Source organism: Flavobacterium sp., from assembly GCF_047602195.1.
Lineage (GTDB): Bacteria > Bacteroidota > Bacteroidia > Flavobacteriales > Flavobacteriaceae > Flavobacterium.
Genome location: NZ_JASGHW010000004.1, coordinates 1,024,240 through 1,046,068, shown reverse-complemented (window position 1 = coordinate 1,046,068; position 21,829 = coordinate 1,024,240). Strand labels below are relative to the sequence as shown.

Sequence of the window (21,829 nt, the reverse complement as noted above, 5' to 3'; positions counted from 1 at the left end):
AGCCTTTAAAAATTCGTGCATTCGTGGCTCTTTTTTAAACTTGGTTTTCTAAAATTTTTCGTGGCTCAAATTCGGCAGCGACTTCGGCAATCAATCGGATGTGGTCTGGCGTGGTACCGCAACAACCGCCGATGATGTTGATCAGGTTGTCCTGCAAATACTCGCGGATGAGTTGCTGCATTTCCTCGGGGGTTTGGTCGTATTGCCCAAAAGCGTTAGGAAGCCCGGCGTTGGGATGCGCCGAAATATTCATCGCAGTGTTGCGCGACAATCTTTTGAGATACGGCTTAAGCTGGTCGGCGCCCAGCGCACAATTGAAGCCCACGCTGAGCAAATCAATGTGTTCGATTGAAATCAAAAATGCTTCGACGGTTTGACCGGACAAGGTTCTTCCCGAGGCGTCGGTAATTGTTCCTGAGACCATTACGGGAATATCGAGATTTCTTTCTTCTTTGACTTCCTCAATCGCGAACAAAGCCGCTTTGGCGTTGAGCGTGTCAAATATCGTTTCGACGAGCAACACATCGCAACCGCCGTCGATGAGTGCTTCGACTTGTTCTTTGTAGGCAATCCGCAATTCGTCGAAAGTGATGGCGCGGAAACCCGGATCGTTGACATCGGGTGACATCGAGGCGGTCCGGTTGGTCGGTCCGATCGAGCCGGCAACAAATCGCGGTTTGCTGGGATTTTTGGCTGTGAATGCATCGGCGACTTCGCGTGCGATTTTGGCCGATTCATAGTTGAGTTCGTAAACCAAATCCTCGAGGTGGTAATCGGCCATACCGATGGTCGTCCCCGAAAACGTATTGGTTTCGACGATGTCGGCGCCGGCTTCGAAATATTGGGCGTGGACTTCCCGAATCGCATGCGGTTGGGTAATGGACAGCAAATCGTTGTTGCCCTTGAGCGGGTGTGGAAAATCCTTGAAACGCTCGCCGCGGAAATCTTCCTCGGAGAAGTTGTAGCGTTGCAGCATGGTGCCCATCGCGCCGTCTAGCACGAGGATTCTTTGTTGTATGGCTTTTTCTACTGGTGACATAAATGATGCTTTTGATGTTTAGCCCCGATAGAGCCCAGTATCCTTTTTGCAAAAAAGATACAGGCGAAAGCGGGACAAGACGTGATTGCATGAACAATCGTCTGCTCCTAAATCATAAAAAAGCTATCAAAAAAGTGAGGGAAATCTCGTGGTTATCTGTCTTCGCGGGCGAAGTAGAATGTAGCACCTTCTTTAGGTAAAGGGTTGCTAAGGCTTCAACGGGTCTAGTCCCTCGGCCTTTCGTGATAACAGTCAGTATGTTTATGAACGGGACAAAGTACGGCATTCAATTTTGATTTTACAATAGTAGGGTGCGAAAAATCTGCGATATCGTTATCGTTGTGATTTTTTTTGTATCGCGACTTGTAACATTTTGCAAAACGGCACACCAACCGTTTAAGTTATCCCTTTAAAAATCAAGCTTATGAAAAATTCAAAACTTACTTTGAAATGGCCGCACCTCATTTTCCCGTTTATGGCAGTTTTGGGTGCCATCTACATTGCCAAACGCGGTTTTCAGTTTGGCCAATGGTTGTATGAGGTGTTGCATTAAACTTTGAGCGACACCGACTCCTGTCGTTTGATGTTTTCGGAAATCCGCAAAATGTCCGATAGCACGCCGCGCGCCGTGACCGCTTTTCCGGCTCCTGCCCCTTGAATGACGATGGGATGTTCGCCATAAGACTGCGTATAAATCTCGATCAGGTTGTCGGCGCCCTTGATCTGGCCGAGCGCGGTATGCCGGGGTTCGGAAACCAATTTGACCTCGAGTGTTTTTTCTTTGAGATCGAGCTCGCCGATGTAGCGCAAAACGTGTTCTTCGGGTTGCGTTAACTTGGCGATGCGGTAAGGTTTGTCGAGCAATTCCTTGCTGATGGCATATTGGGCCTTGGTGTTTTTCTCATTGAGGTTGGGGAGCAAAAGGGTGGTGATTTTGATGTCGGGGAATTCGGCATTGAAACCGACTTCGCGTGCCAGGATCAATAGTTTTCTGGCCACATCGTTTCCGGACAGGTCTTCGCGCGAATCGGGCTCGGTCAGGCCCGCTTTTTCTGCTTCTTTCAAAATGGCGGAAAAAGTCAAATCCTCTTGACCAAAGCGGTTGAAAATATAACTCAGCGAGCCCGAGAAAACCCCTCTGATTTTGGTGATATTTTCCCCTGCGGCATGCAAATCGGAAATGGTATTGATGACGGGCAATCCGGCGCCCACATTGGTTTCGTATAAAAACTGCTTGTCAAATTTCTTGAGGTTCCGGCGCAGTTCGGCGTAAAAATCGCCGTGCAAAGTGTTGGCAATCTTATTGGCCGCGACGATGTGGAAACCATTCTGGATCAAAGGAATGTAGGACTGCACGAGTTCCTTGCTCGCCGTGGCATCGACCGCAATCAAGTTGTCGAGTTCTTGGTTTTGGACGTATTCGATGATGTCCTCGATGCGGAACGGAATGGCCGATTGCGCAAAATTGGCTTCCCATTGGTTCTTGACGCCGTCTTTCTCGAAAAACGCCAGGGTCGAATTGGTGATGATTGGGAACCGCAATTCGATGTTGCTGCGTTCGAGGAACAATTGTTGGCTTTCGAGCAGTTGTGAGATGAGCGTACTGCCTACGTTTCCGATTCCGAAAAGGACGATGTTAATTCTGTGTGACATGTTGTGTAGTATTGATGCTGGTGAAAATGGGTGAAATGATTTGGGACAATTGTTCGTATTCGATCAGGAAAGCGTCGTGGCCGTGGACCGATTGGATCTCGTGGTAAAACACATTCGACTTGATCAATTGGAGTACTTCGTAGGTCTGGCGCGTTTCCGATGGGATGAAAAACAAATCGCTATCGACTGCAACCAAATGGATGTCCGATTCAATGCGGGCAGCGGTTTCCAGGAATTTTTCTTTCGCGTGGACGATATTGATCGTGCGCAGCAAATGATTCATGAGTTTGTAAGATGCCAGCCGGAAACGGTTCTGCAATTTGACGCCGTGGTGGATGAGCCAGTCTTCGATATCGAAATGCTGTCCGCTTTTGTTGCGGTTGAATTTACGCCCGAGCGACTGTGGTGTGCGGTATAGCAGCATCGCATGCGCCCGCGCATCGGCTACAGGATTGTCAGAATTGTTGAGGATTTGGTCCTGTACAAACACATTGGCGATGACCCAATCGGTCGCTTTCCAATCGGTCGCGATGGGAATCAGGTGGGCGATACCCGTGGGTTTGAGCGCCGCCATTTCCCAGGCGATGCCGCCGCCAAGACTTCCGCCAATCACGGCAAAAAGGCTTTCCACTTCTAAAATTTGGAGACCTTTCCAAAAAATAGACGCGATGTCCTTGGCCGTAAAATCGCTGTAACCGGCAATCAGGTTGTCGCGGTCGCCATCGTATCCGTTACCCGGAATATTGAACGCCAGGACGGTAAAAACTTTGGTGTCGATGGCTTTACTTTTTCCAATCAGTTCACGCCACCAACCCAGTTTTCCTGAAACATTCGAATTTCCCGTCAGTGCATGGTTGACCAACACGACAGGGGCCGTTCCGATTGGCCTTCCGAAAACCTGGAAAAACAAGGAGATGTCGTGGACTTTTCCATTTTTCAATTCCCAATCGGGAAGCGTTATTTTTTGCAATTCTTTACTCATGTGCTTAATTTTTTTTAACTGCCCCGGCCAAAGAGAACCAGCCGGGACAGTTCCAAACAAACAAAAACAAATATTTTAGGCAGCAATGACTGCTTCCGGGGTCGTGGCTATCGTCACGGAAACCGGCGTTGGATTAATAAGATTGTCCTGTACAGGACATCGGTATTCGACTTGCCGCAACCAATCTTGCAGCTTTTCGGGTGAGGCATCCGATGTGGGTTTGACGACCACGCCGATGTGGTTGAAACCTGCGCGGTTGTGGGTTGGAATCCCATTGTACTTGTCGGTGTCGAGGTCGGCAGAAATCTCCACCTGCAATGACTGCAGGTCGATGTCGAGTTCCTTGGCGACGAGTTTGCCGACTGCGTTGATGCATCCGGCAAATCCGGCGAGGATGTACTCGATCGGGCTCGGGCCTTCGAGGTCGGAGACTTTTGGGTTTTTGCTGATCCTGATGTCGAGGTTTCTGGCCTTGACGATGAATTGTTCATTATTGGTGGCATAGCCCAGGACGTTTACGGTTTTTGTGCTCATGATTTTAGGCGAGTTGAGGGTTCTTAATGTTATGGAATACGGCTTTGAGGTCGGCTTTGAGGTCTTCGATGTCTTCGAGACCGACCGACAGGCGGATCAAGTCCTTGGTCACGCCGGTGGCGATTTGCTGTTCTTCGGACAATTGCTGGTGCGTCGTGCTCGTCGGATGGATGATCAGCGATTTGGTGTCGCCGATGTTGGCGAGCAATGAAAATACCTTGGTTTGGTCGGCTACCTTGCGCGCCGCATCGAAACCGCCTTTGAGCCCGAAGGTCACGATACCGCTTTGTCCTTTGGGCAAATACTGTTGGGCCAGCTCATGGTATCGGCTCGACGGCAAGCCTGGATAATTGACCCAGGCGACTTCTTCCTGTGCTTCGAGCCACTCAGCCAATGCCAACGCATTTTCGGAATGCTTCTGGATTCGCAAGGGCAAAGTTTCCAATCCTTGGATAATCTGAAACGCATTGAACGGACTCAGTGCGCCGCCGAAATCGCGCAACCCTTCGATGCGTACTTTGGCAATAAAGGCCGCATTGCCAAGCGCTTCGTGGTAAACCAATCCGTGGTAGCCTGCCGATGGCGTGGTGAATTCGGGAAATTTTCCGTTGCCCCAATCAAAAGTTCCCGCATCGATAATGGCGCCGCCGAGTGAGGTTCCGTTTCCAGAAATGTATTTCGTCAACGAATGGATGACGATGTTCGCGCCGTGTTCGATTGGATTGAGCAAAAAGGGAGAAGGCACGGTATTGTCTACGATAAATGGCACCTTGAACGCTTGGGCTTCATGGGCAATTGCTTTGAGGTCGAGTACATCGAGCTTGGGGTTTCCGAGCGCTTCGGCAAAAAATACGCGGGTATTTTCCTGCGCAGCCTTCGTGAAATTCGACGGATTCGACGGATCGACAAAGGTGGTCGTGATGCCCAACCGGGGCAACGTCACATTCAAGAGGTTGTAGGTTCCGCCATAGAGGCTGTTCGAGGCGACGATGTGGTCGCCCGATTGCAGCAAAACGAGCAAGGCCGTAGCCAAAGCCGAAGTTCCCGAAGCGGTGACTACTGCGGCGATTCCACCTTCGAGCGCAGCCAGGCGCTGTTCGAGGACATCGTTGGTTGGATTGTTGAGCCGGGTGTAGATGAAACCGGGTTCGGCGAGCCCAAAGAGATTGGCCGCGTGCTGGGCATCGTTGAACACATACGAAGTGGTTTGGTAAATCGGCACGGCGCGTGTTCCTGCATTTTTGGTGACATCGTGTCCGGCATGTAAGGCATTGGTGGCAAATTTTTGTGTACTCATGATTTCTGGATTTTAAAGATTTGTGTTGATTTGAATTCGTGTGAAAAAAAAAGCCCTTTTGGAGGTTTACCAAAAGGGCTTGCAGTTTTGAACTATAACTGGAGATTTAACTCGTTGACCTTTGGCAATAGCGGGTTGGACGCATACACATCATAAAATATTTTTTCATCATTTTGGTTGCTATTGACTTCATTTGGATTTTAGGTTTTCTGATTTGTTTAGGGTTGATTGAAATAAAAAAGCCTCCCGGTTGGCGGAAGGCTTTTGCGATATATTTTTAAATTTAAAAATTATGCAATAGTGCGCTCCGCGGAAAGTTTCCACATCTTACGACACATATAGCACATTGTAAATTTCATTTTTTCTCTGTTTTTGGAGTGACAAACTTCTGAACTATTTTTGGATTTTTCGCAACCCAAAATCAACTTTAACACTTTTTCAAAAATCGGAAAATACAAAAAAGCCCGCCATTGCTGGCGAGCTCATTTTTTGCTTTTTATAAAATTTTAATTTTTAACAATTTTGGCGGTTCCCGAACCTTGATCGGAAATCACTTTGACGCAATAAACCCCCGATGCCAAATCGGCGATGTTGATTTGCATTTCCGAAACTTTGTTTGAAAACTGTTTGATGGTGCGTCCGTTGACATCGGTAACCAAAACCGAGTTGAAGACGGTATTGTCGTTGTTTTTAATGGTCAGTACCTCATTCGCCGGGTTGGGGAAAATTGTAAAATGCCGCTTGAAGAAATCTTCTGTTCCCAACGTACGCTCGATCGAAAACAAATCGACCCCAACAATATTACTGTTGGTTCCTTGCGTTCCGCCATTGGTTACAAAATAGCGCAGCGCAATCTTGCAATCGGTCGGGGCACTCAATCCGCTAATGGTATATTCGTATAACGTCCAGCTTGTCGGGTAACCTGTGGTGGTAAGCGCCTCGTTGATGGTGAGGCAAAGCGTGGTAAAATCACCAACAGAATTGGCCCCCGAAGGCAAAGCGGTGGCAACCCCATTGGTACTGATGCGCATTTCGAGACGGTCCGGAAAAGTTACCGCAACCTGTCCCACCGGCAAACCTACCCGTGAAAAAAACCGAATAACATCGCCGTTTTCCAACGAAATGTTTGGAGAAATCAGCCAATTGCTGATGGTTCCGTTTCCTTGCGCGCTGGCACTGTTGACCATCGCGAAGGACGTTGGATCGCCATTGAAAGCACCGGCATCGAATTGCGTCGTGACCCCTTGCCTCCAGGTACCTATTCCGACCGGTTCGCTTTGATTGGTACGTGTCCAGCCGATACCGGGAACCGTATCAAAGTTTTCGATCAGGATGTATTGTGCATGGGCGGCAACAAAGGAAAACGATAAAGAAAGTACGAGTAATAGTTTTTTCATACGTATGAGGTTTATATTCAGGATGTAAATAAAGCAAATTTTATCCAAAAAACAACAATTCACAAAAAAAGCCTGCCTCATTTTCAAGAGACAGGCTTTCCGATTCGTTTGGAAACGATATTATTTTTTGATGATTTTTGCCGTTCCGGTTCCTTCCGAAGAAGTTACTTTGAGGAAATACATTCCAGCGTTCAAATCACCGATGTTCAATTGTGTATTGGCTACGCCAGCAACATTCATGTTTTTCACCACTCTTCCGTTGATGTCGGTCAATTCCACATGGTTCAAAGTCATGTTGGTTTTTGAGTTCACGTTCAACACATTGTCTGCCGGGTTAGGGAAAACTTGGAAATTAGTAGTAAAGAATTTGTCTGTGCTCAAAGGAGATACCGTTACAGAAACGTTATCGATTTCCATAGTGAACTGATCTGTTACGCCCCAATGTCTGAAGCAAACATACATTTGTCCGCCAAGGAAATCTGACACATCAAGCGTTCTTGTGGTCAAAGTATTTACCCCCGCCAATGACGCTTCGTGGTGTGTAGTGCTTGAAGCCAACATCGTAGCCACATCCGGAGCCGTTCCAATATAGCAAGTATATTGTTCCAAATCCCAAGACGCATCGATGGCCATTACCTGCCAAGACAATTCCACAGTAGCCGTACCAGGGAAGAATCCGCTCAGGTCGATGGCCGGTGAAAATACATAGTTGTTAGGTGTCAAAGGCACCGCTTGCCATGAAGCAGAGCGCAATACTGGTGTTCCTACTGGATTACCGTCGTTGTCCTGGATTTGAACCACACTCCAGTTTCTTCCGTCACCGTCGGCATCCGTTACAGTCCACGGAGTAATGTCTCCGTCATCAAAGTTATCGCTAAACACTACCGTTTGCGCATTTGCGTTAACCAAAGAAGCAAGCATTAAACCTGCGATAAGTAAAGTTTTTTTCATATTTTCTATTTTTGATTAATTTAAGAGCAAATCTAAACAAAAATATCAGAAATAAAAACAAAGCAACCTTTTTTAACGGCTAACCTTGTTAATTTAAGTATTTTACTGTTGCATTCTGAATATTTTTCCCAACACCCCTTGTTCTTATCGAGGGCTTCCAAAAATTAAATCCCGAATTATTTTTTCAATTCGAAAATGGTTTCATACATTTGCCAACGAAAAAATCAAGAGGAAAGATTTGAACTGATTGCAACCTCAGGCACAGCAAGTGTTGTGTCATAAAAATGCTAAAGCAGACCCTTCTCTTTAGCGCATTTGGCGATTCACTTCTTTCCGTTAATTTATAAAAATTCAATTTATTATGGCTTATTTATTTACGTCGGAATCCGTTAGTGAAGGACATCCAGACAAAATTGCCGACCAGATTTCGGATGCTTTAATCGATAACTTTCTCGCTTTTGACGCTACTTCAAAAGTGGCCTGCGAAACTTTGGTAACGACAGGGCAGGTAATTTTGGCCGGCGAAGTAAAATCCAAGACTTACCTCGATGTGCAGCACATTGCGCGCGAAGTGATCCAAAAAATCGGATACACCAAAAGCGAGTACATGTTCGAAGCCAATTCATGTGGTGTGCTTTCGGCCATCCACGAACAATCGGGTGACATCAACCAAGGGGTAGAGCGCGCCAATCCTGAAGACCAGGGTGCAGGCGACCAAGGAATGATGTTCGGTTACGCCACCAATGAAACCGAAGACTACATGCCATTGGCACTCGACCTTTCGCACAAATTGTTGCAGGAGCTCGCGGCTTTGCGTCGTGAGAACAACGAAATCAAATATTTGCGCCCCGATGCCAAGTCGCAGGTGACTTTGGAGTACGACAACAACAACAAACCGACACGCATCGACGCGATCGTGATCTCTACGCAACACGACGATTTCGACGAAGAAGCGACGATGTTGGCCAAAATCAAGAACGACCTGATTTCGATCTTGATCCCGCGCATCATTGCCAAATACCCGCAATATGCCCACTTGTTCAATGACAAGATCCAATACCACATCAACCCGACCGGAAAGTTCGTCATCGGCGGACCACATGGTGACACGGGATTGACCGGAAGAAAAATCATCGTAGACACTTACGGCGGAAAAGGTGCCCACGGCGGCGGCGCTTTCTCAGGAAAAGACCCGAGCAAGGTAGACCGTTCGGCGGCTTACGCAACACGTCACATCGCCAAAAACCTCGTGGCTGCCGGTGTAGCCGATGAAATCCTCGTTCAGGTTTCTTACGCGATCGGCGTAGCCAAACCAATGGGTATTTTCGTCGAGACTTACGGTACTTCGAAAGTAAATTTGACCAACGGTGAAATCGCGAAGAAAGTCGAGAGCATCTTCGACATGCGTCCGTACTTCATCGAGCAACGCCTCAAACTCAGAAACCCAATCTACAGCGAAACGGCTGCATACGGACACATGGGTCGCAAACCCGAAATCGTAACCAAAACCTTTACTTCACCGGGCGGCAACAGCAAAACGGTGGAAGTGGAATTGTTTACTTGGGAGAAGCTGGACTTCGTCGATAAAGTAAAAGCTGAATTTGGATTGTAATAGATTCTAAATCGCATTTGATATTCGAAAGCCTGCATTTAGCGGGCTTTTTTATTTACTTCGTACAGTTTTCGCTTCGCTCGAGTGGGAGCTATTTCCCGCTTTCCGTTGCAATCTTTTACGCTCGTTCCTCGCGCAAAAGGATTTTCACTGCAATCGGGGCTAGTTCTCAACTTTTGCCTCGCCGCAAAAGTTGCAAAAAGGCGGAGCGGCACGCCATCTTCGCTAAAAATCAAATTCGTTTGCTAAGCCAGCCAAACTCGGCTGCGCCTCAAACAGCGGCCGGCTCTTGACGCGCTCTCATTTGATTTTCTTGACGCTCATCTGACGAATGCCGCACCAGTCAGGAATTGTATATTTTATTTTTGGCTTTTTACAAAGCGCCAAAAATCTGCCCAAGAACCTTTACCGTCCAATTGACGACCGACGTCACCTTGACGTTCAAAGCGGAAATTTGATTCGATTTTTACAACTATCGTTCTTCGTGAGGTTGCGCGCTTTGATTGTGGCAGGCGGGCACCTGCCGTTTGAAGATGGCGTAAAAATCAAAAGCTGTCTGAGCGAAGCGAGTTCTTTTGATTTAGCCATCGAAAACGAGCTGGTCGCCGAACGATTGCGCGCCAGGCATTTTTGCTTCTTTTGTTGCCAGACAAAAGAAGGCCCTCGCGGCAGCGATAGCCCCGATTGAAACGGAAATCCTTTTGCATTTGATAGTAAGAGGAGGACTGCCAGCGGCAGTCAGGTAAATCTTGAAATGCAAAAGATTGAAGTGGAAAGCGGGAAACAGCTACAAATTATACTTCAAAGAAAAAATCAAATACCGCGGCTGCACCACATACTGCGACGTGCGCGTCGCAAACTGCGTAAAACTGTCGTCGTTGAGCGAAGTCGTGTTGAGCAAATTCGTCGCCGAAATCTTGTATTCCCACGGGCTGCCTTTCTTTTGGTAGATCAGGCTCGCGCTCAGGAAATCGTATTCGTTCTGGATCGAATCGTCGGAGTTGTTGTAGTGGTAGAATTCGTATTCCGAAACGAGCGAAAACGCCTCAAGGAAATAGTAATCGAGCTTGGCCGATGGGCGTTGCGTGTAAAAAGTCGCCTGCTGGTAATCGTTGACCGTGAGGTTGTATCCGATTTCAAGATTCGGCCAATGCTTGTAATTGGTAGAAAACTTGGCCGTGTAGCCTTGCGTGAACGATTCGGTGGTTTCGGGGATTTCGATCCCGCCAAACGGCACGCGGATGTTGTTGAATTTTGACCAGTTGAGCGCCACATTGACCGATGCTTTGTACTTCCCGAACGAACGTCCGTAATTGGCCACACCGGTCAGCATCCCGTCGGCGAAATAAGCGTTGTAAGGCGTCGAGAATTGGTTGATGTCATCAAAACTCGCACGCGTCTTGACGGCGTCCATGCGACGGCTGTAATTGACGAATCCGAAAATATTCGTGAAGTTGAACATATTGTACTTGAAATACCGCAACGAATGCGTCTGCACCAAGGCGTTTTCGAGCAATCGGTTGCCACGGAACAACGAATTGTAACTGCCGAGCACATAGCCTTCGGCAAGTTTGGATACATCGGTAAATTCGGTCGTCATGGCGTAATTGTAGGTCAGCGATTCCGATTTCTTGATCTGGTAAATCGCATAGACATCGGGCAATACACGAAAGAAATCATCCTTGGTTTTTCCGACCGGGAATTGGGTGTTGTCGGTGCGGTACTGGTGCAGGCTCAAACCGGGATTGAACGTAAACTTGCCCATGATCCATTTGAAATGCAGCCCGAGGAAAACATCGTTGAAACTGTAATCGACGTGGTTTTGCGAGTCATTTCCCTGCGCCGTCGTTTGGTCTTCCAACCGTTGAAACAGATTCGAATCGAAATCCTGCCGCGACCAGGTATCGCCGAGCGTAATATTGAGGTTGCTCTTTGGCGTGAGCATGTAATAATAATCGAACTTGGCATCAATCTTATTGGTCTTGACCAAACGGTCCTGATTGAGGTCGTAACGCGATTGCACCACCGGAAACAATCCTGATTCGGGAAACGGGTTCAAACCCAGATTCGCTTCATAAAACGGATCTTCTTCCTGGTACAAATGCTGCGCCTCGATGGCAAAAACGTGTTTCTCGTTTTTGGTGTAATACAGGTTGAAATTCTGGTTGAACGAAACCGGGTCCTGTTTTTTGGTCGTGTGGATGTATTGGTTGTCGAGGTTGCTCTGCGAAAACAAATCGGTGAATTCATCCTGTTTGGATTTCTTGAGCAAACCGTCATAATCGATCTGCAGCGCGGTGCTTGGCTTGTAACTCGAACTGAGTTTGAACAATCCGAGGTTGCTTTTCTGGTGCGTCGCATCTTGGGTATTTTGCACCGTGACCGCATCGGACTGTTCCAAAAGCGGGAAATTGCGGCGTTCCATCCGTGTCTTGGTTTCGAGTTCGGTCGTGGTCGAGGAAACGATGGCAAACCCGCTCAAACTCCATGCTTTGGTTGGATTGTACGAGAAATTGGTCGCGCCGAATTGCGTCTCGATCTCCTTGGCGCGGTTGTTCCTGAGCAAGGTCAAACCCAAATCGTTCGAACCGATGTTGAACGATGTCCCGCCCTTGCGCATGAGGTTCTTGAAACCGCCCGTAAACTTGAAATAATCCTGCGGCGTAAACGGCAATTCGCCGATGTTGTTGAAGTTGCCGATCAGGTTGATGCTGTATTCGGGGCTGTAATAAAACAATTTGGGATTGATGATGTAGCGGCTCTCGTCGTGCCCCACGCCTATTCCGGCATTCAAATCCCCGAACCAGAAATTCTTCTTGCCTTCCTTAAGCTTGATGTTCATCGCGACGCTTTCCTCATTGTTCTCGAGTCCTTTGAGCGCGCCGATTTCGTTGTAGTTGCGCAACACCTGCACTTTATCGATCGCATCGGCCGGGATGTTCTTGACGCCGAGTTTGGTATCGCCGTCGAAAAAATCCTTGCCTTCGACCATGAGTTTCTGCACCTTTTTGCCTTCAACTTCGACCTGGCCATCGGCATTGACTTCGACCCCAGGCAATTTTTTGAGTACGTCTTCGAGTTTGCGTTCGGTGCCCGATTTGAACGAATCGGCGTTGTAGACAATCGTATCGCCTTTGATCGAAACGGGCATTTCGCGTACGATTTCGACGCCCTGCAATTCCTGGTTTCCGGCTTCGAGCGTGATGTTTTGGGAGAGATTTTCGGATTTCGTCGAAACCGTAATTTCCTTGGTTTGCATCCCGAGGTAACTCACGCGAACCGTATAAGTCGAATGGACTTTGAGCGTAAGCTGGAAACGGCCTTTGTCGTTCGTGATCGCATAGGAATCCATTTCCTTGGTCACCGAATGGACCGCCATCACATTGGCCATCTCAAGCGGCTTGCCGGAATTGTCAAGAATAAATCCGTCGAGTTTGATGTTCTGTGCAAACGAAATTCCCGAAAAGAGGAACAGGAAAAACAACAGCGCTTTTTTCATGACCGCAATTGAAGATTTATTGTCCGATTCGCAATTGCATCCCGCCATTGCGCCCTTGCATTTCGCGCAGTTCTTCCATTTTCTTGAGTACGATTTCGTCGTATTCGGCCTGGGTCACGATCTTGCCGCCCGTTGGTGCCTTGATGACCGCTTTGTCTTTGGGATTGAGTACGATTTTGGAACACAGGATGATGGTTTTTCCGTCATTGGCTTCGAGGATCAGACCCGGCAAGCCCCAATAATTTTCGGGTCCTTGGTTGACCGGAATTTCAGGCGTGTACCAAGCCGTGACGGTCACATTATCGGGAATTTCGATTTCTTCCATGATGCTCGTGGTTTTCTGTTTCCCATCGGTTTGGTTGGTGGTCTTGGAATCTTCTTTCTTGGCGTCTTTCGGACGGAAATTGCGGATGTCCGATTTGCTCGCCGGACGCACCGCCGTGGCCTTGAAACAGGTATAGCCTCCAATTTGTTTGGTCTCCGATTCCATTTTCCATTTGAGCGTCGTGAGCGTGTCTTTTACGAGAAACTCCTTGCCCATGAATTCCTTGTCGACCACATAACTTTTGTCCTTGACATTTTTATAATACGTTCCGCCGCCTCCGGTCATCGAGGTAATCATCTTGAATCCGGGTTGGCCTTGGCCGGGCGCGTCGAGTTTTTCTTCTTCTTTGTAGATCGAACTCGTTTTGTCAAAGTTGAGTATGAAGGTTTTCTCGAACATCTGCTTCATCGCATTTTCGGCCATCGCACGCATTTCGGGCGTGATGTCTTTGTTGCCTTCGAGCCGGGTCTTGAATTCGGAGGTGCTGGTTTTGGATTCGTAGACCGCCATTCCTTGAAAATCCTGCGCCTGGAGGTTCAAAAAAGCAAGTATCGAAAAAGCTAAAAGAAAGAATTGTTTCATGACAAAATCGTTTTTACAAGGCAAATATGACGAATGCGATTGGGTTATGTTACCAAGTTTTTGTTAAAAGATTTGGCTGATTGTTTGGTTTCGAAACGATTCGGCTGTATTTTAGCGAATATGAAAATCCGTTTGTTCCTGTTGCTTTTCTTTGGCGCGCTGGCGACACATGCCCAGCAAAAAATCACCCTGACCGCTTCGGGAACCGAAATGTTGCAGGCCGATGCTTTTGTCGGTTACGACAATTTCGGCGCGTCCTATTTCATCAAGGACAATGTGTTCTGCAAAAAAAACGCTAACAGAATCCTCGAATACAAAAACCTCGCGTTCGGCAAGATCAAGTTGGCCGACATCAAGAATCCGTTGCAGATGGTACTGTTCTACGAGAATTTCAACACGGCGGTTTTGCTCGACAACCAACTCAACGAAACGCAGAAAATCAATTTTTCACAAAACACCGTACCGATTGTCGCACTGACGACCGGAATGGCATCGCAAAATCGTTTGTGGATCTACAACAGCCTGTCGCAGAAAGTGGGTTTGTACGATTATCTCAGGAACGATTACCGCGAAATCACCGTGCCGTTGAGTGTCAAGCCAATCCATTTCAAAACCGATTTCAACTATTTTTATTGGATCGACGAAAAAGGCCAGCGTTATGCCTGCGACATTTACGGCAAGATCACTGCTTACGGAACATTCACCGCGTTTGACGATTTTGCCATCGCCAATGACCGGTGGATTTTGTACACCCGAGCCGACAAACTATATGCTTTCGAGGCCAAAACCGACAAAACATATCCGCTCGACATTGCTGAAAAAACGTTCAAAAGTTTTCAGTACCAAGCCCAAATTTTATCTATTTTTACAACAGAAGGAATTAGCAATTATAAAATCACATTACCGTAATGCACATAGCAGTAGCAGGAAACATTGGCGCAGGAAAAACAACACTCACACGATTACTGGCGAAACAATTCAAATGGGAACCGCATTTTGAAGATGTGGTAGACAATCCGTATCTCGATGACTTTTACCACCAGATGGAGCGCTGGTCGTTCAACCTCCAGATTTACTTCCTCAACAGCCGTTTCAGGCAGATTCTGCAGATCCGTGAAAGCGGCAAGAAAATCATCCAGGACCGGACGATTTACGAAGATGCCCACATTTTCGCGCCCAACCTGCATGCGATGGGACTCATGACCAACCGCGATTTCCAGAACTATTCGTCTTTGTTCGAATTGATGGAATCGCTCGTCGAAGCACCCGATATGCTGATTTACCTCAGAAGCTCAATTCCAAATCTCGTGGCGCAAATCCACAAACGCGGCCGCGATTACGAAAACTCGATTTCGATTGATTATTTGAGCCGCCTCAACGAACGGTACGAGGCTTGGATTCAAACCTACAACAAAGGCAAACTGCTCATCATCGACGTGGACAACATCGATTTTGTGAACAATCCAGAAGATTTGGGAATGATCATGAACAAGATCAACGCGGAATTGAACGGCTTGTTTTGATGAAATACGACCAAATAAAACAATTCCTCACAAAAACCGAAGACCAAACCGACAGCAATGTCCGGAAAATACTCAATGCGCAACAAGCGGATGAATTGCAACAATCGTTTCCCAATCTCCCTTCCGAATACATCGATTATTTAAAAGGAATTGGCGCGGGCAGTTTTTTGCAGAATCGGTTTATGGTGTATGAAAGCCCATTGGACCTGAGCGCTATTGGCCTGAACGAAATTTACCCCTCAGCCTCCCATATTCATTTCTTTGGGGACAATTTCGCAGGGGACTTTGCCGGATTCGATCTGTCCCAAAAAGACAGTTTGGTCATCGAGCTTTGGCACGACACGGGAGAGCTCAACTATACCAACAAAAAATTCCAGTCCTACATCAAGGAACAAATGCAAGACGACGAAAAGGAAACCGCAGTAAAGCCTTGGTGGAAATTTTGGTAATCCAATAATAAAAAAGAAAAGCCCCAGTTTCCTGAGGCTTTTTTATTTGAAGCAATTAGAGTTTTTATTCAATCACAATTTTCCGCACTTCTTTGTGGTCGCCGCTTTGAACAGTCACCAGATAAATTCCGGCTTGTGCGTTATGCATTTGAATACGCTCATTGAAAAGACCGGTGTTTTTATACGATTGCCCAAAGATTTGTCTGCCGCGGATGTCATGCACCGCCACTTTTACTTCCTCGGTTGAATGGTTCTTGAATTCGATGTTGAAATCGCCATTGTTCGGGTTCGGGTACAACGCAAATTCGGTGAATTGGTTTTCGGCCACACCCAATGGCGCCGTGCTGCACACATTGAGACTCCAGTTCAAGATGGCGCCACCGTCTTGGTTGGCGTTGTCTATGACGCGTAAAGTCCAGGTTCCTTCGGTATTTTGTCCGTTGAAAGCCGACAACGCTTCGAATGGAATGATTGTCCCGCCAACAGCCGGATTGTTCGCGCACGCCAAAACCGTTCCCGCATCGTCGAATGTTGCAATCACGTCATTGAGCGCCACATTGCCACATGGGCGGTCCACCAATTTCACTTGTGTTCCTGACGGACTGATCAAAATCACGGTCAGGTCGCGCACCCAAGTATGGTCGATATCAACCGTTACATTGAGGTCCGAAACCACCACGCCGCTTCCCGCAGGAACCACCAAAGTCGAGTTGACCGTTGGCGTACCGGTCGCCGTAATCGCCACAGGCACATTTGTAGAAGGCGTCGTGTTGCAGGCAATCAAACCGGTCTCGAAAGAGAAAGCCGCACTGTAGTCGCCGCTGCATGATGGATTCTTAGGCAAGATTCTCCAATAATAGGTCGTGGCCGCAGCCAAACCTGAAACCTCATAGCTATTGGTGTCCACTGTTTCGGTCATTAAGCCTGTGGTAAACGCCGCATCGGTGGCGATTTGTACCTCGTAAGAAGCCGCATTCGGGTTGGCATCCCAAGCCAAGGTCAACGTCGTTGGTTGCGTAATTGCACCATCGGCTGGAGCCGTCAACACAGATACCGGAAAAGTCTCAGCATACAAGTCATAGTACAATGTCAACGTTTTCACTTCTGAGCCCGCAGTTCCGGTTACCGTCATTTCATAATGCCCTGGTGTTGCACCCGCTGTATTGGCTACGTTAAAAGTAACCTGGCCAGGGCTCACGATCGGGTTCGGCGTAAAGGTCACGCTGGTTCCTGCCGGTTGCCCTGCTACCGTAAAGGTCGTTGGGTTGTTGAATCCGTTCAAGGTATCGTAACCAAAATTGTAGGCCACTTCGGTTCCCTGACAAGCGCTTTGCGTATCGGTTCCACCCACGGCTGAAATCACGAAAGTCGAAGCCGCAGTTGTAATGGTAAAGTTGGCATTGGAGATGTCGTAGAAAATGTGGTTGTGTCCTTTGACCATCACGCGGTTGCTTGTTCCCGGGACATCAGGAAAAACCACGGCTTGCAATCCGTCGTTTGGCACATTGTTGGCCAGTTCGATTGGATAGGTCAAACCGCCATCGGTGGAGAGGAAAATGTCTACGGTCGCTGCATTGACGCCATTGGCTGTCGTGCCGGCCACATTCCAGGTCACATCATAGTTGGTCCCCGCCATAATCGAGAAAGCGGTGTTTGGGGTATTCACTACAAACGGACCAGCCGCAGCCACCGTCGTTACTTTCATGAAATCGGATGAAGTCTGGCCGACTTGCAAATCACGGTCGCGGACGGTCAACACGAAATTGCATTCCCGTGCCACCGAACTGATCGCCTCCGAAGTAATTCCGCTAAAAACTGTAGTGAGCTGGTTGTTGAGTACACGTGCCAAAGGCGGCATGTAACGGCTTGGTGATGGCGTCGGGTCGTAAGACCTCCAGTTAGGACCGCCTGTTTTGGTTGGCGAAGCCTGACTGGCACCTCCGGTTTGTGTCGTGGCCGAATCGTTTTGTTCCCAGCAATACAACAACGCATCGCCATCGGCATCGGTAGCCGATCCGGTCAGGATGTACGGCGTGCTGATCGGGATGATGTAATCGCTTCCGGCATCAACCACCGGCGGTGTATTGGCCAGCGGCGTACGCACCGGGCAACTCTTGCCGACCATATTGTCCTGTACCTGCTTGATGCTCGCATAGACAAAATACGCATCCGAATGGTTGGCGATGTCCTGTGCCGTGATCCCGGCGTAACCCATAATCGTTGAACCCGAACCCGGCTCGACGTTTACGCCCGAACCTTCTACATTGTTCGAAAAGGTGTGGTTTCCACCGAACTGGTGACCCAACTCGTGCGCCACGTAATCGATGTCGAAATTGTCTCCCATCGGGATGCCATCGGCTGGTGAAGTGATGCCGCGTCCTTTTTGGTTGTTGACGCAAACGCAACCGATACAGCCTGCGTTACCGCCACCGCCAGTCGCCCCGAACATGTGTCCGACATCGTAATTGGCTTCACCGATATTGGCCGTCAGGGTTGCCTGCAACTGGTTGTTCCATTGTCCCATCGAAGTATAAGGATCGGTCGCCGCATTGGTATAGATGACCGAAGTGTTGTCGACCATCGTCATGTGGATCGCGAAATCCATCTCAAAAACGCCGTTGACACGGGTCATCGTGGCGTTCATCGCATCGAGCGCATCGGCCACTTCGCCTCCGAAATAGGCTGTATATTCTGCATTGCAGGACAGCGCCAAACGGAACGTCAGCAACTCCTGTGTATTCGAACGGTTCGTTTCACCGTGCACATCGATCGATTTGGCAATCGAAATGTCTTCGGTGGAACAGGTAAATGGCAGACTGCCTTTGTTTCTCGAAGCATTGTAAATGGCATATACGCTGCCGTCTTCCGAATAGGCTTCGATGAACTCGTTGCGCTTTTCGGTACGGAAGACCATCGCCTGGATGCCTTTCGGGCTTACACTCATGCGCACCACCGCTGTTCTATCGTCGATTCCTTTTCCTGCATAAGCGCGGATGTTTGGGAATTGTGCCTGCAGTTCTGGCGTAAAGTTGGAGGCTTTCGAGCATTTCGAAACGCTCGAGTTTGCCTTCGATATTTGGAAGTGAAATAATGACTCCGTTTTGGCGGATCGAAACATTGCGCGCAGGCGCATTTTGCAAAGTCTGCATCAAACCCTGCGGCTCGAGCCGCATGAGTTGGAATTCGGTCGGGAAAGACAGTCTTTCCGTATGTTTGGATGCCTTTAGGTTTCGGTTGGTCACACCCGTCCAGGCTTTATCCGTCTGGGAAAAACCGACCGCCGTGCAAAGCGAAAAGGCAAAGAGTAAAAAGGTTTTCTTCATGGTTGTTATGTTACATTAGTGTTAAGAAACCCAAATGTATCAATTTTTTAACTGCTTTTGGAACCGCCGCGTGTTAAATAAAAAAACCCCGCGAATAGCGGGGCTTTTCCAAATATTATCGAAAGATTATTCTTATTTTATCGAATCGATTTTGGCTTGAACTTCAGCCTCGGTTCCTTTCGAAAGTGAATTTCTCTTCTTTACCGTTGGTATTGATCGAAACGTTTGCCTTCACTTTTCCATCTACATTGGTTTTGTCGACCATGATGCTTTTGGAAACTTCTTCTTTTACGACAGCAGTAGCGGCAGCCATGTGTTCGCAAGTTGGGTTGGTGCAACCTTTGGCCACACACTCTTCTTTGGTCATTGACGTACATTTGCCTTCGGCTGAACAACAAGTAGCCATCGCGTGACCGTCTTTTACAGTGTGGCTTCCGTTACCCAAGATTGGTGCGATAACGAGTCCGATCAAACAAGACAATTTGATCAAGATGTTCATCGACGGACCTGAAGTATCTTTGAATGGATCTCCAACGGTATCTCCGGTTACAGCCGCTTTGTGCGCATCCGAACCTTTGTAAGTCATTTCGCCGTTGATCATGACACCTGCCTCGAAAGATTTCTTGGCGTTGTCCCAAGATCCACCCGCGTTGTTTTGGAACACCGCCCAAAGTACACCAGAAACGGTAACACCGGCCATGTAACCCCCGAGCATTTCAGCAATCAACAAATTGTCGTATCCGAGCAACATCGGCAACAAAACGATAGCAATCGGGAAACCGATGGTGAGTACACCCGGCAACATCATTTCGCGCAAAGCCGCTTTGGTTGAAATCTCTACACATTTTCCGTATTCCGGACGACCTGTTCCTTCCATGATACCTGGAATTTCCTTGAACTGGCGACGTACTTCGTACACCATGTCCATCGCAGCCTTACCAACCGAGTTCATGGCCAAAGCCGAGAACACCACCGGAATCATACCTCCTACGAACAACATCGCCAAAACCGGAGCCTTGAAAATGTTGATTCCGTCGATGCCTGTAAACGTTACGTAAGCCGCGAACAATGCCAATGAAGTCAACGCTGCAGAAGCAATCGCGAAACCTTTTCCGGTTGCAGCGGTTGTGTTACCCACTGAATCCAAGATGTCGGTTCTTGTACGAACTTCTTTTGGCAATTCGCTCATTTCAGCGATACCACCTGCGTTATCCGAAATTGGTCCGAATGCATCGATCGCCAACTGCATCGCAGTAGTTGCCATCATCGCAGAAGCCGCCAAAGCCACACCGTAGAAACCGGCGAAAGCGTAAGACGCCCAGATCGCACCGGCGAACAACAATACCGTTGGGAAAGTCGAGATCATACCTGTAGCCAAACCAGCAATTACGTTGGTTCCGGCACCAGTTGAAGATTTTTGTACAATCGCCAAGACCGGCTTCGTACCCAAACCTGTATAATATTCCGTAACCGATGAAATGACACCGCCTACGACTAAACCTACGATGGTCGCATAGAATACGCGCATCGAAGAAATGTCTTGCAAACCTTCACCGAAGAATTCCATCTTCATCGTTTCAGGCAACATGTATTTAACGAGAACAAAACAAGAAATCGCAGTCAATACGATAGAAACCCAGTTTCCAACGTTGAGTGCACCTTGTACTTGTTTTTCTTTGGCGTCGTTAGAGGAGATTTTCACGAGCATCGTTCCGATGATCGAAAATAAAATTCCGAAACCGGCGATTGCCATCGGCAACAAGATTGGACCGATTCCACCGAAGATGTCGTCGATTTTTCCACCCATATCTTTAATAACATAATTTCCGAGAACCATCGCAGCCAAAACCGTAGCCACATAAGATCCGAACAAATCGGCACCCATACCGGCCACGTCACCTACGTTATCCCCAACGTTATCGGCGATTGTAGCAGGGTTACGCGGATCATCCTCTGGAATACCCGCTTCTACTTTACCTACGAGGTCAGCACCAACGTCGGCCGCTTTGGTATAAATACCACCGCCTACACGCGCAAACAAAGCGATCGATTCCGCTCCGAGAGAGAAACCAGCCAATGTTTCGAGTACGACGGTCATGTCTTCGCCGTTGGTCCAAACACCGCCCATAAAGAAGTTGAAGAAGAAAATGAAGAAAGCGGTCAAGCCCAAAACGGCCAAACCGGCAACACCCAATCCCATTACGGTTCCACCGCCGAAAGAAACTTTCAACGCCTGTGGCAAGCTCGTACGGGCCGCTTGGGTTGTTCTAACATTCGTTTTGGTCGCGATTTTCATCCCCATATTCCCTGCCAAAGCCGAGAAAATGGCACCGAAAATAAACGCGATCACAATCAATAAATGGGTCTTGACGCCCGGCACGAAAGTAATTCCGGCCAACACCACGCTCGCCAATACGACGAAAATGGCCAATAAACGATATTCTGCTTTGAGGAAGGCCAATGCACCTTCGTAGATGTAATCTGAAATTTCTTTCATCTTACCGTCGCCGGCGTCTTGTTTCAAAACCCAGGCTCTTTTGGCTGCCATAAAGAGCAAACCTATTAATGCCATTACTATCGGCACGTAAATCATCATTGATCCCATAAAAGTAATTTTTGTTCTTATTTTAATCGCCTGCAAAAGTAACAAAACATTAACAAAA

The 21,829-nt window shown here is 48.0% G+C and carries 18 protein-coding genes and 1 riboswitch; of the genes, 6 read left to right on the top strand and 12 right to left on the bottom strand.

The annotated features are described in order from the left end of the window. Positions 1-34: 34 nt before the first annotated feature. Entirely contained in the window at positions 35-1,039 is a 1,005-nt protein-coding gene (locus QM717_RS10745; protein WP_415037472.1) for a homocysteine S-methyltransferase family protein, read from the bottom strand. A 149-nt stretch (positions 1,040-1,188) separates the two neighbouring features. Beyond that, a riboswitch (SAM riboswitch) is annotated at positions 1,189-1,291 on the bottom strand. Between the two features lie 172 nt (positions 1,292-1,463). On the opposite strand from QM717_RS10745, the gene QM717_RS10740 reads away from it, so the two are divergent. Continuing rightward, the gene (locus QM717_RS10740) at positions 1,464-1,592 is read left to right on the top strand and encodes a hypothetical protein (RefSeq protein WP_415037471.1); all 129 of its coding nucleotides are present in this window, start codon (positions 1,464-1,466) and stop codon (positions 1,590-1,592) included. Here the strand turns inward: QM717_RS10740 and QM717_RS10735 are convergent. From QM717_RS10735 to QM717_RS10710, 6 genes are all read right to left on the bottom strand, one after another. Then, a complete protein-coding gene (locus QM717_RS10735) occupies positions 1,589-2,692 on the bottom strand; it encodes an aspartate kinase (RefSeq protein WP_415037470.1) in 1,104 nt (367 codons plus the stop codon). The two genes, QM717_RS10740 and QM717_RS10735, sit on opposite strands and share 4 nt — an antisense overlap. Further along, complete coding sequence (locus tag QM717_RS10730; protein WP_415037469.1) at positions 2,676-3,674, bottom strand: alpha/beta fold hydrolase; 999 nt, start codon at positions 3,672-3,674, stop codon at positions 2,676-2,678. The genes QM717_RS10735 and QM717_RS10730 overlap by 17 nt, the downstream gene beginning before the upstream one ends. 75 nt (positions 3,675-3,749) lie before the next feature. After that, entirely contained in the window at positions 3,750-4,208 is a 459-nt protein-coding gene (locus QM717_RS10725; protein WP_415037468.1) for an OsmC family protein, read from the bottom strand. 4 nt (positions 4,209-4,212) lie between these two features. Then, entirely contained in the window at positions 4,213-5,505 is a 1,293-nt protein-coding gene (locus QM717_RS10720) for an O-acetylhomoserine aminocarboxypropyltransferase/cysteine synthase family protein (protein ID WP_415037467.1), read from the bottom strand. A gap of 506 nt (positions 5,506-6,011) precedes the next feature. Then, entirely contained in the window at positions 6,012-6,902 is an 891-nt protein-coding gene (locus QM717_RS10715) for a choice-of-anchor J domain-containing protein (protein ID WP_415037466.1), read from the bottom strand. A 120-nt stretch (positions 6,903-7,022) separates the two neighbouring features. Continuing rightward, positions 7,023-7,853: a T9SS type A sorting domain-containing protein gene (locus tag QM717_RS10710; protein ID WP_415037465.1), complete on the bottom strand. Its 831-nt coding sequence runs from the start codon at positions 7,851-7,853 to the stop codon at positions 7,023-7,025. 361 nt (positions 7,854-8,214) lie between these two features. Between QM717_RS10710 and metK the strand changes: the two genes are divergently transcribed. Together metK and QM717_RS10700 are read left to right on the top strand one after the other, a co-directional pair. After that, the gene (gene metK / locus QM717_RS10705; protein ID WP_415037464.1) at positions 8,215-9,465 is read left to right on the top strand and encodes a methionine adenosyltransferase; all 1,251 of its coding nucleotides are present in this window, start codon (positions 8,215-8,217) and stop codon (positions 9,463-9,465) included. Positions 9,466-9,796: 331 nt separating this feature from the next. After that, complete coding sequence (locus QM717_RS10700) at positions 9,797-10,153, top strand: hypothetical protein (RefSeq protein ID WP_415037463.1); 357 nt, start codon at positions 9,797-9,799, stop codon at positions 10,151-10,153. Between the two features lie 99 nt (positions 10,154-10,252). On the opposite strand, the gene QM717_RS10695 is transcribed toward QM717_RS10700, so the two are convergent. Then, positions 10,253-12,964, bottom strand: coding sequence for a carboxypeptidase regulatory-like domain-containing protein (locus QM717_RS10695; RefSeq protein WP_415037462.1), 2,712 nt, complete (start codon positions 12,962-12,964; stop codon positions 10,253-10,255). A gap of 16 nt (positions 12,965-12,980) precedes the next feature. Beyond that, positions 12,981-13,871, bottom strand: a complete 891-nt coding sequence (locus QM717_RS10690; RefSeq protein ID WP_415037461.1) for a GLPGLI family protein — start codon at positions 13,869-13,871, stop codon at positions 12,981-12,983. 120 nt (positions 13,872-13,991) lie between these two features. On the opposite strand from QM717_RS10690, the gene QM717_RS10685 reads away from it, so the two are divergent. Genes QM717_RS10685 through QM717_RS10675 form a run of 3 tightly spaced genes read left to right on the top strand, consistent with a single transcriptional unit; the run spans position 13,992 to position 15,843 of the window. Continuing rightward, entirely contained in the window at positions 13,992-14,780 is a 789-nt protein-coding gene (locus QM717_RS10685; protein WP_415037460.1) for a hypothetical protein, read from the top strand. Continuing rightward, positions 14,780-15,394 carry a deoxynucleoside kinase gene (locus tag QM717_RS10680; RefSeq protein ID WP_415037459.1) on the top strand — a complete coding sequence of 205 codons (615 nt, stop codon included), beginning with the start codon at positions 14,780-14,782 and terminating at the stop codon, positions 15,392-15,394. Before QM717_RS10685 ends, QM717_RS10680 begins: the two co-directional genes overlap by 1 nt. After that, positions 15,394-15,843 carry a hypothetical protein gene (locus QM717_RS10675; RefSeq protein WP_415037458.1) on the top strand — a complete coding sequence of 150 codons (450 nt, stop codon included), beginning with the start codon at positions 15,394-15,396 and terminating at the stop codon, positions 15,841-15,843. Before QM717_RS10680 ends, QM717_RS10675 begins: the two co-directional genes overlap by 1 nt. A 64-nt stretch (positions 15,844-15,907) precedes the next feature. Here QM717_RS10675 and QM717_RS10670 read toward each other — a convergent pair whose 3' ends face one another. The 3 genes from QM717_RS10670 to QM717_RS10660 form a co-directional block, all read right to left on the bottom strand. After that, a complete protein-coding gene (locus QM717_RS10670) occupies positions 15,908-18,787 on the bottom strand; it encodes a reprolysin-like metallopeptidase (protein WP_415037457.1) in 2,880 nt (959 codons plus the stop codon). Positions 18,788-18,803: 16 nt separating this feature from the next. Beyond that, positions 18,804-19,166, bottom strand: coding sequence for a hypothetical protein (locus QM717_RS10665; protein ID WP_415037456.1), 363 nt, complete (start codon positions 19,164-19,166; stop codon positions 18,804-18,806). A 163-nt stretch (positions 19,167-19,329) separates the two neighbouring features. Continuing rightward, complete coding sequence (locus QM717_RS10660) at positions 19,330-21,771, bottom strand: sodium-translocating pyrophosphatase (protein ID WP_415037455.1); 2,442 nt, start codon at positions 21,769-21,771, stop codon at positions 19,330-19,332. Positions 21,772-21,829 lie beyond the last annotated feature (58 nt).